Annotated in this window: 12 protein-coding genes; 7 read left to right on the top strand and 5 right to left on the bottom strand. The window is 65.3% G+C overall.

Annotated elements, in window-relative coordinates; translation table 11 throughout:
• Window positions 1–157: 157 nt before the first annotated feature.
• Complete coding sequence (locus ACWPM1_RS00185; RefSeq protein ID WP_455692834.1) at window positions 158–2,536, top strand: TonB-dependent receptor; 2,379 nt, start codon at window positions 158–160, stop codon at window positions 2,534–2,536.
• 152 nt (window positions 2,537–2,688) lie between these two features.
• Window positions 2,689–5,283 carry a TonB-dependent receptor plug domain-containing protein gene (locus tag ACWPM1_RS00180; protein WP_455692833.1) on the top strand — a complete coding sequence of 865 codons (2,595 nt, stop codon included), beginning with the start codon at window positions 2,689–2,691 and terminating at the stop codon, window positions 5,281–5,283.
• 79 nt (window positions 5,284–5,362) lie between these two features.
• Here ACWPM1_RS00180 and ACWPM1_RS00175 read toward each other — a convergent pair whose 3' ends face one another.
• Both ACWPM1_RS00175 and ACWPM1_RS00170 read right to left on the bottom strand, forming a co-directional pair.
• Window positions 5,363–6,412 (bottom strand): substrate-binding domain-containing protein, encoded by a 1,050-nt coding sequence (locus ACWPM1_RS00175; protein WP_455692832.1) that lies wholly within the window; start codon window positions 6,410–6,412, stop codon window positions 5,363–5,365.
• Window positions 6,413–6,489: 77 nt separating this feature from the next.
• Window positions 6,490–7,890, bottom strand: a complete 1,401-nt coding sequence (locus ACWPM1_RS00170) for an OprO/OprP family phosphate-selective porin (RefSeq protein ID WP_455692831.1) — start codon at window positions 7,888–7,890, stop codon at window positions 6,490–6,492.
• Window positions 7,891–8,042: 152 nt separating this feature from the next.
• Here ACWPM1_RS00170 and ald point away from each other — a divergent pair, with 152 nt between their 5' ends.
• Window positions 8,043–9,158, top strand: a complete 1,116-nt coding sequence (ald, locus tag ACWPM1_RS00165; protein ID WP_455692830.1) for an alanine dehydrogenase — start codon at window positions 8,043–8,045, stop codon at window positions 9,156–9,158.
• Between the two features lie 4 nt (window positions 9,159–9,162).
• Here the strand turns inward: ald and ACWPM1_RS00160 are convergent, their stop codons facing one another.
• Window positions 9,163–10,017 (bottom strand): zinc-ribbon domain-containing protein, encoded by an 855-nt coding sequence (locus ACWPM1_RS00160; protein ID WP_455692829.1) that lies wholly within the window; start codon window positions 10,015–10,017, stop codon window positions 9,163–9,165.
• A 155-nt stretch (window positions 10,018–10,172) separates the two neighbouring features.
• On the opposite strand from ACWPM1_RS00160, the gene ftsE reads away from it, so the two are divergent.
• From ftsE to ACWPM1_RS00140, 4 genes are read left to right on the top strand one after another with little or no spacing between them, the layout of a single operon-like run.
• Window positions 10,173–10,904 carry a cell division ATP-binding protein FtsE gene (ftsE, locus tag ACWPM1_RS00155; protein ID WP_455692828.1) on the top strand — a complete coding sequence of 244 codons (732 nt, stop codon included), beginning with the start codon at window positions 10,173–10,175 and terminating at the stop codon, window positions 10,902–10,904.
• A 26-nt stretch (window positions 10,905–10,930) separates the two neighbouring features.
• Window positions 10,931–11,836 (top strand): cell division protein FtsX, encoded by a 906-nt coding sequence (locus tag ACWPM1_RS00150; protein ID WP_455692827.1) that lies wholly within the window; start codon window positions 10,931–10,933, stop codon window positions 11,834–11,836.
• Window positions 11,833–12,363 (top strand): YdcF family protein, encoded by a 531-nt coding sequence (locus ACWPM1_RS00145; protein WP_455692826.1) that lies wholly within the window; start codon window positions 11,833–11,835, stop codon window positions 12,361–12,363. The genes ACWPM1_RS00150 and ACWPM1_RS00145 overlap by 4 nt, the downstream gene beginning before the upstream one ends.
• A gap of 4 nt (window positions 12,364–12,367) precedes the next feature.
• Window positions 12,368–13,048 carry a lysophospholipid acyltransferase family protein gene (locus ACWPM1_RS00140; protein WP_455692825.1) on the top strand — a complete coding sequence of 227 codons (681 nt, stop codon included), beginning with the start codon at window positions 12,368–12,370 and terminating at the stop codon, window positions 13,046–13,048.
• Here ACWPM1_RS00140 and ACWPM1_RS00135 read toward each other — a convergent pair.
• Window positions 13,045–13,956 (bottom strand): prephenate/arogenate dehydrogenase family protein, encoded by a 912-nt coding sequence (locus ACWPM1_RS00135; RefSeq protein WP_455692824.1) that lies wholly within the window; start codon window positions 13,954–13,956, stop codon window positions 13,045–13,047. The two genes, ACWPM1_RS00140 and ACWPM1_RS00135, sit on opposite strands and share 4 nt — an antisense overlap.
• Window positions 13,953–15,053 (bottom strand): histidinol-phosphate transaminase, encoded by a 1,101-nt coding sequence (gene hisC, locus ACWPM1_RS00130; protein WP_455692823.1) that lies wholly within the window; start codon window positions 15,051–15,053, stop codon window positions 13,953–13,955. The genes ACWPM1_RS00135 and hisC overlap by 4 nt, the downstream gene beginning before the upstream one ends.
• Window positions 15,054–15,116: the final 63 nt, after the last annotated feature.

Raw genomic sequence — 15,116 nt, 5'->3', positions numbered from 1 at the left:
CTAGCCGATTGTCAGGCAGGCTCGCCGCACACTTCAGGCGTTTCACACTCTCCTTCGTCAAATCATCGGTAAATCATCGGTCGGCAGCCCCTCGCCAAGCGCGTGAACCGCCGTCAGAATGATCGGGCATGGAGCAAGACTACTGGGGGGTGGCAGAATGCGACGAATCCGGATGCGAGCGGCCCATTCCGTCCTGCTCGCCGGATGCGCGGCGGTGCCCACGGGCGCCGCCGCGCAAGAAAGGACCGCCCATGCTCCGAGCGAGATCGTCGTCACCGCCATGCGCGAAAGCGAGCCCCTTGCAACGGTCGCCGCACCCGTCAGTGTCGTAAGCGGCGCTACCGTGCGGGATGCGGCCATTACGACCGCCGACCGGCTCGCGGAGTTCTCGACCGCGCTGACGGTCCTGCCCAATCCGACCGCGAACATCATCTTTCTGCGCGGCGTCGGCAATTTCACCCTGACACCATCGACCGATCCGGCGGTGGGCTGGAATTACGACGGGGTCTTCGTCGCCCGCCCCAATGCGACCCAAGGGCAGTTCTTTGATCTCGAACGGGTAGAGATCCTCAAGGGGCCGCAGGGGGTTCTCTACGGCCGCAATGCCTCAGCAGGCACGATCAACCTAATCCCCGTGCACCCTCAGCCTGGCCGCACCGACGGCTATGCCATTGCAAGCTATGGCACGCACGATACGCTCAATTTTGAAGCGGCAGCTAACCTGTCTCTGGGGGTGTCGGGCGCGCTGCGCATTTCGGGACAGGCCCTCGCGCAGGATAGCCTGCTCTCCGGTTTCGCAGAGGGTGCAAGTCAGCAGTCCGCTAGGATGCAGTTGCAAGCGGAATTACGCCCTGGCTTGACGGTTCGTGTGGCAAGCGACTTCATGCAACAAGGCGGGGTCGGGGCAGGCACGACCTACCTCGGATATTATGCCTTTGACGCCGCGGCAGGCCGCTTCCGCCTAGTTCCTTCGAACCTCGCCATCGGGATCGGTAATCGCGACGCTGCAGCGCAGGCGTTCCGACAGACCGTGCCGCTACCCTCGCTGGGGCGCAACCTCGACGCGCAGGCAGCGGTGCCGTACCAGAATAACGAGATTTACGGTGCGCATGCCGAAGTTACGGCCGAGCTAGGTTTCGCAACGCTGACCGTACTTCCGGCGTGGCGCCGTAACGACTTTGACCAGATCGCGGCCGGCGCCCCCTTCGGTTACCTGTTCCAAGAGCATGACGACCAGCTCAGCATCGAGGCGCGGCTGACTGGAAGTGCGGGGCCGCTCAAATGGCTTGCCGGTGGCCTCCTTTCAGACGAGAATATTCGCGCTCGTTACACCACGAATTTCTCCACCCAGCTGGGGATCAGCGACACCCGCTACGCCACTCGCAGCCGCGCACTTTTCGCCAACGGCACCTTGTCCCTGGTGTCAGGGCTGAGGCTTGTGGCGGGCGCCCGACGCTCATGGGATGAGAAGTCGATCAGCGGTTCGTCGATCAGCTTTAATCTCGCCTGTCCGGTGAGGGTTGCTGGCCAGCCTTCTTGCCCCAGCGTTCCGCTTCTCCAACTCGGGCCCGACCCGTCGACGGGCGGATTGCCGGTCCCGGTGGTTGGAATGCCTCTGCCGATTCTGGTGGCCGGGGCGCCCACCGGCGCAACGATTTCTCGTACCGATCGCGCCGATGGGCGCCGCTCTGCCCATTTTGGTTTGACCACATGGCGGGCAGGTGTCGAGGCTGACATCGCTTTGGACGGTGTGGCGTATGCCGATATTCAAACGGGATATCGTCCGGGCGGGCTCAATAGCGCAACCGGCTTCGAGACGTACGCCCCAGAACGCGTCACGTCATACACGGTGGGCGCCCGTTGGCGCGAACGAAGGCTGGCGATAACGGGAGAACTCTTCTGGTGGGACTACCGGGATCAGCATGTCAGTTCCGTCCAGCCGGACCTATCGAGCCCGCCGCGCAACGTGAACTTCACGCGCAACGCCGCCCGATCACGCATCCGGGGAATGGCTGTCGAGGCAACCTTTCGTCCGGCGTCGGGAAGCACGTTATTTACCGATGTGCAGTACCTGGACTCCAAGTATCTCGATTTCGACTTCGTCCAGGTCAGTACGGGCAATCCGCCTCTCACCGGATGCGCGGCGACACTCACCGCGACCGCCAATCGCTATAGCGTCGATTGTAGCGGTAAGCGGCCGTTCGCCTCGCCCAGATGGACCATGCACATAGGCGCGCGGCAGCGATTGTCGCTCGGGGGCGCCGACTTGGAGTTCATGGCACGCACCCGCTACGTATCGGCGCAAAACGTCGGTGCCACCCTGCTCGACGAGCAAATCATCGGCGCGCACTGGACTTCAGATGCGCAAGTGCAGTTTCATCCACGCGGCGAAAGGTTCGAAATCGCTGCGTTCGTCCGCAACATCTCGGGCGAACGATACCCAAACTTCGTTATCTTTCATCCGACGAGCAACCTACTGGTATCGTCAGTCTCGCCGCCGCGGGTCGTCGGGCTGAGGGTGGGAGCGAAGTTCTAGCCCGCTTCACCCGGCCGCACCGGGCAAATCCGGAGTGCCGCTTGTATCACTAGAGCAACACAGTCTGGTCATCTTCGGCGTAGGTTGGACTAATTGTTGCTCTATCCAGAGCTATCCCTGTAATTTCGTTATGCAATCAGGGAGCTTCCAACATGACACCCCGCCACAATCTTTTGCTCGCCTCTGCGGCAGCCACCGTCGCGCTTGCGCAGCCCGCTTTCGCACAGGACATCCCAGGCGAAACCCAGGCCTCCGCCGAAGGCGAGGCGACCCCGCAAGAGCAAATCATCGTCACCGGCACTCGCCGAACCGATCGCACCGTCGCTGACAGCCCCGTGCCCATTGACGTGATTGGCGGCGAGCAACTGGCGGACCAAGGCTACACCGACACCAATCGTATCCTCAACCAGCTAGTTCCCAGCTTCAATTTCCCGCAACCGTCGATCACGGATGGTACCGACGCGCTGCGGCCGGCGACCCTGCGTGGCCTCGCGCCCGACCAGACACTGGTTCTTGTCAACGGCAAGCGCCGGCACCCCTCGGCACTGCTGAACCTCAACGGGTCCGTCGGCCGTGGTTCCGCGGCAGTCGATCTCAACACCATTCCGCCGCTCGCCATCGAGCGGATCGAGGTGCTGCGCGACGGTGCAGCCTCACAGTACGGTTCAGACGCGATCGCGGGCGTCATCAACGTCCAGCTCAAGCGCCGGGAAGGCAATCGGGCGCAGGTCACGTACGGCAAGTACATCACCACGATGGATGACGTGCTCGAGCAGGGTGGGCCGGTAATCGGTGCGAACGGCCAGCCCGTGCTCGATGCGACTGCGGGCGCCGGAGGCGTCTACCAGCTGACCAACACCGGTGACGAGCGCAAGCGCCGCGACGGCCAAACGCTCACGCTGGCTACCAACTTCGGACTGCCCGTCGGCGAAGGCGGCTACGCCAACGTTACCCTGCAGTTCCAGGACCGCGATCCGACCAACCGGGCCGGTGCCGATCCGCGGCAGCAGTACCCTGCGCTTGCCGGGGGGCTGGCCGATCCGCGCGAGCTGACCATCGACCGGTACACCCACCGCTACGGCGACGCGGCGACGAATGACTACACCATCTTCTTCAATGGCGGTTACGAGCTCTCTCCCGGCGCCGAACTCTACGCGTTCAGCAGCTACAACGTTCGCGATGCGGAGAGCGCGGGGTTCTATCGCCGCGCGAACGACGCCCGCAACCGCGACTTCTCGGCTTCGACCACCACGTTCGTGCCCTTCTATGCGGACGGGTTCCTGCCGCTGATCGTCAGCGAGATCGAGGATTTCGCGGTTGCCGGTGGTTTGCGCGGCCAGTTCGCCGATGCCTGGAACTACGACGTCAGCGTCGTTTACGGGACCAACCGCTTCCAGTTCGGCGTGGAGAACAGCTTCAACGTCAGCTTCGGACAAGGCAGCCAGCGCAAGTTCGATGCGGGCCAGCTTAACTTCGGCCAGACCACCGTGAACGCCGATCTCCAACGCACTTTCGACGTGGGCTTCGGGGACGGGCTCTCGTTCGCGGTAGGTGCCGAGTATCGCGACGAGAACTTCCGAATCGTGGCGGGCGACTTCCAGAGCTACGCGGGCGGTCCTTTCATCGCCAACGGTGCGCCCGCCGGGGCCCAGGTTTTCCCGGGTTTCCGTCCGGCGAACGAAGTGGACGAAAGCCGAGACTCGAAGGCAGCCTACATCGAACTGGAGAGCGACTTCGGCGAGATGCTTACAGTGCAACTCGCGGGGCGCTACGAAGACTATTCGGACTTCGGCGATACCTTGAATGGAAAGATCGCCGCCCGGCTCGAACCGATCGACGGGCTCGCGCTACGCGGCTCGTTCTCAACCGGCTTCCGCGCCCCGAGTCTGCACCAGCAATACTATTCGACAACCTCTACCAACAACGTCAACGGCACCTTGCTCGAAATCCTAACCGTGCCGGTAAACGACCCGATCGCCATTGCGCTCGGATCGCAACCGCTCGAGCCGGAGGAGTCGCAAAACTGGTCGCTCGGCGCCACCTTCTCGATGGTTCCCGGCCTCAACATCACGGCCGACTACTACAACATCGACATCGAGAACCGCATTGTGGTGACCGAAACGCTCAGTGGGGCCGCGGTGATTGCGTTGCTCCAGGCAGCCGGCTTCAACAACGTCACGTCCGCCCGGTTCTTCGTCAATGGGATCGACACCCGAACGAAGGGCTACGAGATCGTCGGTACTTATCGCGTCCCGGACATGGGGATCGGCAATCTGTCCCTCACCGCGGGCTTCAGTCGCAACCGGACCGAGATCACCGAACGGGCTGCCCTGCCGACGCTACCGGGATTGACGCTGTTCGGCCGCCAGGAGTCGCTTCGTCTGACCGAGGGCCAGCCCCGCACGAAACTCAACCTCGGATTGGACTGGGACTCGGGTATCTTCGGCCTGACAGCCCGGGCCAACCGGTTCGGCACCGTCCTCATCCCCGGTATCGACGTGGCGCGCGATCAGGTGCTTGGCGAACAATGGGTCACAGATCTCGAAGTCCGCGCCAAGGTCATGGACAGGCTGGAATTCGCGGTCGGCGCCAACAACCTGCTCGACAGCTATCCGGATCGGGTGCGTGTCGGTCTCGACGGCGGGCAAAACTACGGACTTAACGGCTACTTCATCCCGTTCAGCCAGTTCTCGCCTTCGGGCTTCAACGGGCGGTTCGTTTACGGCCGGGTCAGCATCGAGTTTTGATCGCCTGACACCGCCAATAAGACAGGGCCCCGTCGGTCTGCGCCGGCGGGGCCCCGTATTGTTGCGCCGATGGGCAGAATTACTTGAGCATGTCGCCAGTGATCGCGGTGCCCTCGGTCGCGGCCTTGGCGGCCGCGGCCTGTACGTCATCCGGTGCGGCGATGAAGCCGAGCTTGGCCAGGCTGCCGTCCTTCCCCCAGCTCTTGGTCCATTGCTCCAGGAACTCGGCGAGGCCCGGGATCACGCCGATGTGCGCCTTCTTGGCATAGATGTAGAGCGGGCGTGCGCCGGGGTACTTGAAGCTCGAGATGTTGTCGTAACTCGCCTCGACGCCGTTCATCGGCAGGTCCTGCAGCTTCTCGATGTTCTCTTCGAGGTATGAGTAGCCGAACACGCCGACCGCCTTGGGGTTGCCCTCGATCTTCTGGACGATGAGGTTGTCCTGCTCGCCCTGGTCGACATAGGCGCCGTCGGTGCGGACTTCGGTGCAGATCTGCTCGTACTGTTCCTTGTCGCTGTCCTTCATCGCCTTCATCGCCGGGTCACTCTCGCAGCCCTTCTGGAGCACGAGCTCCTTGAGCGCGTCGCGGGTGCCTGAGGTCGAAGGCGGGCCGTATACGAGAATGGGCTCGGCCGGCAGCGACGGATCGACGTCCTTCCAGGTCTTGGCGGTTTGGTCCTTGCCGAACGGCTTGGAGGCGATCGCCTTGTAGACGATCTCGGGCGTCAGGTTCAGCATGATCCCGTCCTTCGCGCTGGCGAAGGCGATCCCGTCGAGCCCAACCTGGACCTCAACGATGTCGGTCACGCCGTTCTTCTGGCAGTCTTCGAACTCGCTCGCCTTCAAGCGGCGGCTGGCGTTGACAATGTCGGGGTGCTGGGCGCCGACACCAGCGCAGAACAGCTTGATGCCCCCACCGGTGCCGGTCGATTCGATCAGCGGACTCTTGAAGTCGGGATAGGCCGCGACGAACTCTTCGGCGATCTTCTTGGCGAACGGATAGACGGTCGAGGAACCGACCGCGCGGATCGAATCGCGCGTGCCGCCCCCTGCACTGCCACCCCCGCCGCAGGCGGACAGGGCGAGCGCCGAAACGGCCGCTACGGCGAGAGACTTGAACTTGGTCATGGTTTTGATGCCCTCTGAATTGATGACCGCGCGGATAGCCGGACGATGTGACAGGTGGATGACAGAAACGTGGCGGCCTAGAAGTCGATCTGCGCGCGCATGCCCACGGCATCGACCGAATAGGAGCGGTCGCCGCCTGCAGCAGGCAGCGCGGCTCGGTCATACACGACGTGGCCGTAGTTAAGCATGAGACGGGTGTAATCGGTCGGTGTCCAGGCCAGGCCGAGTGCGTAAACATCCTCCTGGCCGCCGACGATGCCCGCGTCGATCAGGTCGAGGTAGTCGTAGCGCAAGTTGACTTGGACCGCGCCGAAGCCTCCTTTGTCCACCGGGTTCTTAGGCTTCACCCGGTCGAACGCGCCGCCTTTGTAGCCGCGCGTGTCGCCGCGTGTGAGAAACATTCCGACCTCGGCGTAGCCGCCGAAGAATGTGGGGTCGGCCAGGGCGCCGGGCCGGTTGACGTTCTGCCAGTGCGCTTCGCCAGTGGCATGGAACGGACCTTGGATGAACGCGGCTTCCAGTCCGTAGCCCGTTTCGCTGGTGGCCGAGATATTGCCGGTATCCGCGAAGCGGATATCGGGAGTGTGGATGAAGGGGCGCACACGGTATCGTACCGCCGACGCAGCGTCGTTGAGCTCGCGATAGTGCGCGGATCCTCCGAGATGGAGCCGGCCGTTGCCGAGCTTGGGCGCAAAGGCCACCCGGCCGTCGAGAGAGTACGAGTTGTTTCCGTCGTCGCCGAGGTCCGCGACATTGTCGCTGAACACCCCGCCTTGCACTAGAACGTCGCCCGCCGCGTAGTTGGCGGACAGCCCGAGCCGCCGCTCGTAGCCGAAGGCGGTGTTGACCGCCGCCCGCTCGGTGAACGAGGTGAACAGGTCGCTGGTCAACTCCTCAAGGCCCCAGAACGGCTTCTGCTGTCCGACCGTAAAGCCCAAGGCTTTCGAAGCCTGGTAGGTGAGGTAGAGATCGGCAACCTCGACGCCGCTGTTGGCCACGTCGATCTCCGCGCGGTAGCCGAAGCCACCCGGGATCTTGCCCTCGAAGCCGAGATAGGCCCGCCGCACCTCAGTGCCAAACCCCGTGCCGGTGTCGCTGAAGCCCGGCGGGCTACTGACGATTCCCGCGTCGAGTTGGAGACGCCCTCGCGGCTTGAACGTCCAACCGCCGGGCGCGGTGAATTCGGGTGCGCCCTTCCACGCCAGGGTTGTCTCCGCCGGCTTCTTGACCGCGTCGCTGGCTGCGCCTGCACTGGCGGTCGCGGATCCGGCAGCCGCAATCGCCGCATCCGCCTGAGCCTTTGCCGTCGCCAGCCGGTGTTCCAGCGTATCGATCCGGCTTGCCATGGCGGCCATCTGCGCGCGCATCTGCGCAAGTTCCTGCGCGACGGCGGCGGCATCCTGCGCGGAAGCCGGCATGCCCGAAGCCGCTGCGAAGGCCATGGTCGCGGATGAGGCGATGAAGCGGATGCTGGTCACGGCGATTCCTCTGTGAAAGTTGCGTGTCGCTTTCGTGGCCGCCCTATGCACCTTGTGTGACGGCCGTGTGACATTCCCTATATCCCTGCGCGCCCTTCGCGCTTGCCGCGCACTGGTTGCAATTGTAACGGCCCGCTCGAAGGAGTTCCCCAATGCGCGTCGGTTGTCCCAAGGAAATCAAGAACCACGAATATCGCGTCGGCTTAACGCCGGAAAGCGCGCGGGAATTGACCGCGCACGGGCACGAAGTGTGGGTCGAAACCGGGGCCGGCCTGGGGATCGGTGCAACCGACAGCGATTACCGCGCCTGCGGAGCGAAGATCCAACCGGACGCCAAGACGGTGTTCGACGGCTGCGAGATGATCGTCAAAGTGAAGGAACCTCAGGCGGTCGAGCGCGCGATGTTACGCGAGGGCCAGGTGCTCTACACCTATCTCCACCTCGCCCCGGATCCCGACCAGACGCGCGAACTCGTCGCCAGCGGCGTCACCGCGATCGCTTACGAAACGGTCACCGGTCCCGGCAACTCGCTGCCCCTGCTGAAGCCGATGAGTCAGGTGGCGGGGCGCATGAGCATCCAGGCCGGCGCGACGGCGCTTGAGAAGGCGCACGGCGGACGCGGCGTGCTGCTGGGCGGGGTGCCCGGTGTGCTGCCGGGCCGCGTGATGGTGATCGGCGGGGGAGTTGTGGGCTTCAACGCGGCGCAGATGGCTGTCGGTCTCGGCGCCGATGTGACGATCCTCGACCGCGATCCCGAGGTGCTCGAAAAGCTCGGCATCCATTTCGAGAGCCGCGCCAAGACCCGCTTCTCCAACCAGGCCAACATCGAGCAGATGATCTGCGAGGCCGATCTGGTCATTGGTGCGGTCCTGGTGCCGGGCGCCGCCGCGCCAAAGCTGGTTACTCGCGACATGCTAAAGTGCATGAAACCCGGCGCGGTGCTGGTGGACGTGGCGATCGACCAGGGGGGCTGCTTCGAGACGAGCCGCGCGACCACTCACGCCGAGCCTACCTACGTGGTCGACGAGGTGGTGCACTACTGCGTCGCCAACATGCCGGGCGCGGTCGCCCGCACGAGCACCTACGCGCTTAACAACGTCACCCTCCCGCATGCGCTGCGGATGGCCGAGATGGGTTGGAAAGAAGCGCTGCGCGCCAACCCTCACCTGGCCGAAGGGTTAAACGTCCACGCGGGCAAGGTTACCTACAAGGCAGTCGCCGACGAGCTGGGCTACGATTACCTGCCGGTTGCCGAGGCGACCGCCTGAGCGATCAGGCGGGTTTCCAGCCGATCTCGACGATCTTTGCCGAGCGAGGGACGTCAGCAATCGCCTCGTTGATCGTGACAGTTTCGCCGGGCGCCAGGCTCGGCTTGGGCGGCGCAATCTCCCACGAATAGACGATGCGCTCCCGCGCATCGCGCAGGACGATGAGGATCGCGGGAACGGTGCGCGTCTCGCGTCCGACGTTCTTGACGGTGCCGCTGGCGCCGAAATATTCGGTGCCGTTGGGTAGTGTCCGCCGCTCCTGCTGGCCGGGCGGGAAGTCCAGTACCAGGTCGGGCTGGCCGAGCGCGAACGTGGGGCGGCTCAATGGGACCCAGTCCGGCAGGCCCCAGTAGCTGACCGCACCGACCGTCCCGATCGCCAGCACCGCGAACAGCGCGGCAGCCGCGGTCCACACCTTCATCATGTTGCGGCGCGGGCGGAAAGGTGGCTCGTAGTCGAACTGCGAGACTTCCTGGCCGTAGTCGTCAGGCTCCGCATAGGGCGCGGGCGCGGCTTCGATCACAGTCGGAACCGGCGGTTCCTCGAATGCGGGAGGGGGAGGCGGCTCCGGGGCCGGCTCCTTTGCAACGTTGGCGGCGGGATCTTCGAAGGTGCGATCCGCCGCGGGAGGCTGATGGGTCGCGGTCTCGACCGAAGGAACTTCCGGCTCCGTGCCGACAGCCGGCGGCTCTGGCTGGGTTTCGGGGGCCTCCACGGCCGGTTCAGGAAGTTCGAAGGCCGGCCCATCCTGGAACCAGCTGTGACGGCATTTCGCGCAGCGCACGGTCCGCCCTTCCGCGCCGATGGCGCTGTCCGGCACGACGTAGCGCGTCGCGCAGGCGGGGCAGGCAATTATCATCCTAAATAACTGCTTACGCAGGCGGCCATGTTGCAACAAGAGTCCCCGCGCCCATCTTGCGCTGCAGACGGCTTTTTTCCACATGGAAGCGCGGCTATAACCGTCGCTTCCATGCGATTTGCCCGTTTCCCCGATCTTTCTACGAGCCGCCTCCGATGACCGGGGAGGGGGGGGACATCGTGACTTTCGACAACGTCGGGCTGCGCTATGGCGCCGACAAGGAGGTCCTGAGCGACGTCTCTTTCACGCTTCACCCCGGCGGGTTCTACTTTCTCACCGGGGCGAGCGGCGCAGGCAAGACGTCCATGCTCAAGCTGCTCTACCTTGCCCAACGCCCATCGCGCGGGGTCATCCGCATGTTCGGCACCGACGTAATCACCCTGCCGCGCCATCGATTGCCGCTGTTTCGCCGCCGGCTGGGCGTGGTGTTTCAGGATTTTCGTCTCGTGCCGCACTTGTCGGCGTTCGACAACGTAGCGCTCCCGCTCCGGGTGTCCGGCGTGCGCGAGGCCGAACTCCGCCAGCCTGTCAGCGACATGCTCGAATGGGTCGGGCTTGCCCAGCGCCTGGACGCCAGACCCGCGACGCTGTCCGGCGGAGAGCAGCAGCGGGTGGCCATCGCCCGTGCGGTGATCGGCCGGCCAGACATGCTAGTTGCGGACGAGCCGACCGGTAACGTCGATCCCGACATGGCCTTGAAGCTGCTACGGTTGTTTGAAGCACTCAATCGGCTAGGCACGACGGTGGTGGTGGCGACGCACGACGTCCATCTACTGCGCAAGGTGCCGGATTCATTGATCATGCGGCTGGACAAGGGACGGCTGAGTGACCCGACCGGGGCCCTCCGCTTCCCCCCCCGCCGGGAATCACGCCAGGTCGCGTTGTGAAGCGGCCGCCCGTTATTGCTCGTGCGGTGGCGCGCAGCCTCGTGCCGTTTGCCGGAACGCGGGCCGCCGCGCTCATTCCGCAATCGCGCTTTGCCGGGCCGATGCCGTGGGTAATCGCCATCATGGTGGCCCTGACGACGATTGCCGCGGCGGGAGGCCTTGCGCTGAGCAATCTCGCTAGCGGCGCGCGCAACGACTTGTCCGGCGCGGCGACCGTGCAGATCGTCGAACCCCTGGCGGTCGAGCGCGACCGTCAGGCGCGGTCCGCCGAGGCGGCGCTTGCCGCGATGCCTGACGTGGCCAGCGTCCGCGTGGTACCGGAAGCGGAGCTCGGCGCATTACTCGAACCATGGCTGGGCGGCGGGGCAGCGGGGCGCGACGCGGTCCCCATCCCGGCTCTGATCGATGTCGAGCTGCGTGGCCCGGCCGATGGTGTCCGCCTGCGCGAACTGCGCTCGGTACTGGCCCATGTCGCGCCATCGGCCCGGGTCGACGCACAATCCAGCTGGCTGGCACCGGTATTCGCCGCGATCCGCTCGCTTCAATTGCTGGCGCTGGCGCTAGTAGTGCTGCTCGCACTCACAAGCGCTGCCGCGGTCTGGCTTGCCGCCCGTAGCGCGCTCGGCGGCAATCGCGGCACGATCGAGATTGTCCACCTACTCGGCGGAACTGACGCCCAAATCGCCCGCATCTTCCAGCGCTCGCTTGGGTTCGATGCGGCGGTGGGCGGCGCGGTTGGGCTGGCGCTCGGCATGACGGCGGTCTACGTGCTGGGCCGCCAGTTCGCTGCCCTCGGCTCGGGGATGGTGGCCGGTGGGGGGCTGGGGACTATCGACTGGCTTTCGATTGCCGCAATCCCCCTTGCGGGCGTGGCCATTGCCATGCTGACGGCGAGATTGACCGTGCTCGGGGCCTTGAGGAAGATGCTGTGATTGCCCGCGCCGCTGCCTTCCTCGCCATAGTCTACGCCTTCGGCTTTCTGTGGTTCGCCGCGGCTTTGCCGCAACCGGCGGGCGATTACACGACCGACGCGGTCGTCGTGCCGACCGGCGGGCCGGGGCGGATAGCCCGCGGGCTTGAGCTGATCGCCAGCAAGCAGGCCGAGGCGATGCTGGTCACCGGGGTGGACCCGGAAGTGAAGCCGGGGGAGTTCGCTGCGGAGTACAAGGTGTCGGGACGGACGATGGAATGTTGCGTCACACTGGGCTTTGCCGCCGTCGATACGCGCAGCAACGCGGCTGAGACTGCCGACTGGATGAAGCAGCGCGGCTACGGATCGCTGCGGTTGGTGACCACCGATTGGCACATGCGCCGCGCGGCGGGCGAGCTTGCCAACGCGCTGCCGCCGGAGATCACCATCGTGCGCGACGCGGTGCCGTCACGTCCACGCCTGGGCATCCTGTTCCTCGAATACAACAAACTGTTGGCGAGCGCGGCAGACCAACTTATCCCGGGTTAAGCTGATGAATGTCGTCCGCAGTCTCGCGTTCTACCTGGTGTTCTATTTCGGCTCGCTGTTCTACACGAGCGGGTCGCTGGCGGTGCTTCCATTTAGCCCGGCTGCCTTCCGCAAAGTCGTCCGCGGCTGGTCGCGCTGGCAACGCTGGAGCGTTACCGCGATCCTCGGGATCGAAATACGGGAGGAAGGAACGCGGCCCATCGGAGCGGCGATGTACGCGATCAAGCACGAATCCTTCTTCGAGGCGATCGACTTGCCGGCGTTGCTTCATAACCCGGTTGTCTTTGCGAAAGAGCAGCTATTCCGCATCCCTTTGTGGGGTGCGTCGGCCCAGGCGTTCGGGGTCGTGCCAGTAGCGCGCGACCAGGGCGCCAAGGCGCTGCGAGCAATGCTCGCCTCGGCCAAGGCGCTGACCGCGGATGGACGCCCGCTGGCGATCTTTCCCGAAGGCACCCGCGTGCCGCACGGCACGGAGCCTCCGCTCCAGGCGGGGTTCGCCGGCCTTTACAAAATGCTCGGTTTGCCGGTCGTGCCCGTAGCGGTGAACAGCGGGCCGCTTTACCACCGGCGGTGGAAGCGGCGCGGCGTGATCACCTATCGTTTTGGCGAGCCCATTCCGCCCGGTCTCCCGCGCGAGGAGGCCGAGGCGCGCGTCCATGCCGCGATGAACGCGCTGAACCGCTAGCTTTCGTGGTCCGAGCGGCCGAAATCCGGCCGCGCGTCGTCCTGTCCCTGCTCGACGATCGAGCGGCGGATGTCGCGGGTGCGGGCGAAGAGGTCGAACAGCATTTGCCCGTCGGAGTTGCGGATCGCGCGCTGGAGTGCGCTCAAATCCTCTGTGAAGCGGCCAAGCATCTCGAGCACCGCATCGCGGTTGGTCAGGAATACGTCGCGCCACATCACCGGGTCGCTTGCCGCGATGCGGGTGAAGTCGCGAAAGCCGCCGGCGGAATACTTGATCACTTCGCTCTGGGTCACGCCTTCGAGATCGCTTGCGGTACCAACGATGGTGTAGGCAATGAGGTGCGGGATGTGGCTGGTCACGGCCAGCACGAGGTCGTGATGGGCGGCGTCCATCACCTCGACATTGGCGCCCAGCGCTTCCCAGAAGGCCGAAAGCCGCGCGACCGCTACCGGGTCAGCATCGGCGGGCGGGGTGAGAATGCACCAGCGGTGGCGGAACAGATGGGCGAAGCCGGCGTCGGGCCCGCTCCTCTCGGTCCCCGCGACCGGGTGGGCGGGGATGACGGCAGCCCCGGGAAGCGCCCGCCGCAGTGCCTCGCCCACTGCAGCTTTCGAGGAGCCGACGTCGCTGACGATCGCGTCGGGCGGCAAGGCGCCCGCGATGGCCTGCGCGGCCTCACCCATCGCGCCCACCGGGACGCAGAAGATGACCAGTTCCGCGTCGGCGACCGCGTCCGCTGCGGTCTCGCAAACGCGGCCGACCAGGCCGCGCTCGGCGGCCCGGCGGCGTACCTTGGGATCAGCATCGTAACCGGTGGTCTCGCAGCCCGGCAGCTTATCGGCGACCGCGAGGCCGATCGACCCCCCAAGCAACCCAAGCCCGATTATTGCGACCCGCGCGAAGCTCACCGGGCGCGCTCGGCCGCCTGGCGGATCGCTTCGGCCACGGTATCCATGTCCTCACGCGTACCAATGGTGATCCGCAGACCTTGCCCCAGACCTTGGCTGGGCAGGTGCCGCACCGCGTAGCCGGCCTCGGCGATCGACGCCATTGCGGCTTCGGCGGTGAGCGCACCTTCGAACAGCACCAGCACGAAGTTGCCCTTGCTCGGCACCGGCCGGACGCCGTGGTTGCCGAGCCGCTCCATCGCGCCGGCGAAATGCGCCCGGTTAGCGGCATTCTCGATCCGGCTGCGTTTCACGAACCCGTCGTCGGCTAGCGCCGCGAGCGCGGCCGCCTGACCCGAGTTGGTCACGTTGAAGGGCCCCCGGATGCGGTTGAGCGCGTCGATCAGCCCGGGCGCGCCGGTCGCCCAGCCGATCCGATCGCCGGCGAGCCCGTGGATCTTGGAGAATGTACGTGTGACCAACACGTTGTCGTGCGCCGCGGCCAACTCCAGCCCACCATCGTCTTCGCTCGGCTCGAGATATTCGGCATACGCCTGGTCGTGAACGAACAGCACGTTCTTCGGCAGGCCCGCATGGAGCCGCGCGATATCCCTTGCGGGCAAATAGGTACCGGTGGGGTTGTTGGGATTAGCGAGGAAGACGGCTCTCGTGCGCTCGGTCACGCGGGCCAGCAACGCATCCACGTCGCACCCGAAGTCGGCGTCCGCCGACTCCACCGGCGTCGCTCCGCATTTTCGAGTCGCGATCTCGTAGACGGCGAAGCTGTAGCGCGGGAACAGCACCTCGTCCCCGGGACCGGCAAAGGCATTGGCTGCGAGGTGAAGCAGCTCGTCGGAGCCGGTTCCGCACACGATCCGTTCCGGATCGATTCCGTGCTTGGCGCCGAGAGCCTCGCGCAGCGCGGTGCTGTCGGGGTCCGGATAGCGGCTAGGCGCCGCGGCATCGCCGCGCGCAGCGAGCGCGGCGGGACTGGTACCTAAAGGGTTCTCGTTTGCCGAGAGCTTGACCAGTGGTCGCCCGTCGGCCCCGGCGGATTTGCCCGGTACGTAGGCATGGATCGCCTCGATCCACGGCTTCATTTGCGGTCCATCGGCCATTGCCGCGCGCTTATGGCAGGCGGGCCGCGCTTGCATCAAAGAAAAAGCGGTGGTTGCCCAATG

The sequence above is a fragment of the Tsuneonella sp. HG249 genome, assembly GCF_053819205.1.
Note: the sequence above shows the minus strand (reverse complement) of the source record. Positions and strands in the feature narration are given on the sequence as shown.

Bases quoted from the DNA above. Each gene is read 5' to 3' on its own strand.
- ACWPM1_RS00185 (WP_455692834.1), top strand. From the start codon at position 158: ATGCGACGAATCCGGATGCGAGCGGCCCATTCCGTCCTGCTCGCCGGA.
- ACWPM1_RS00180 (WP_455692833.1), top strand. From the start codon at position 2,689: ATGACACCCCGCCACAATCTTTTGCTCGCCTCTGCGGCAGCCACCGTC.
- ACWPM1_RS00175 (WP_455692832.1), bottom strand. From the start codon at position 6,412: ATGACCAAGTTCAAGTCTCTCGCCGTAGCGGCCGTTTCGGCGCTCGCC.
- ald (WP_455692830.1), top strand. From the start codon at position 8,043: ATGCGCGTCGGTTGTCCCAAGGAAATCAAGAACCACGAATATCGCGTC.
- ACWPM1_RS00160 (WP_455692829.1), bottom strand. From the start codon at position 10,017: ATGATAATTGCCTGCCCCGCCTGCGCGACGCGCTACGTCGTGCCGGAC.
- ftsE (WP_455692828.1), top strand. From the start codon at position 10,173: ATGACCGGGGAGGGGGGGGACATCGTGACTTTCGACAACGTCGGGCTG.
- ACWPM1_RS00140 (WP_455692825.1), top strand. From the start codon at position 12,368: ATGAATGTCGTCCGCAGTCTCGCGTTCTACCTGGTGTTCTATTTCGGC.
- hisC (WP_455692823.1), bottom strand. From the start codon at position 15,053: ATGGCCGATGGACCGCAAATGAAGCCGTGGATCGAGGCGATCCATGCC.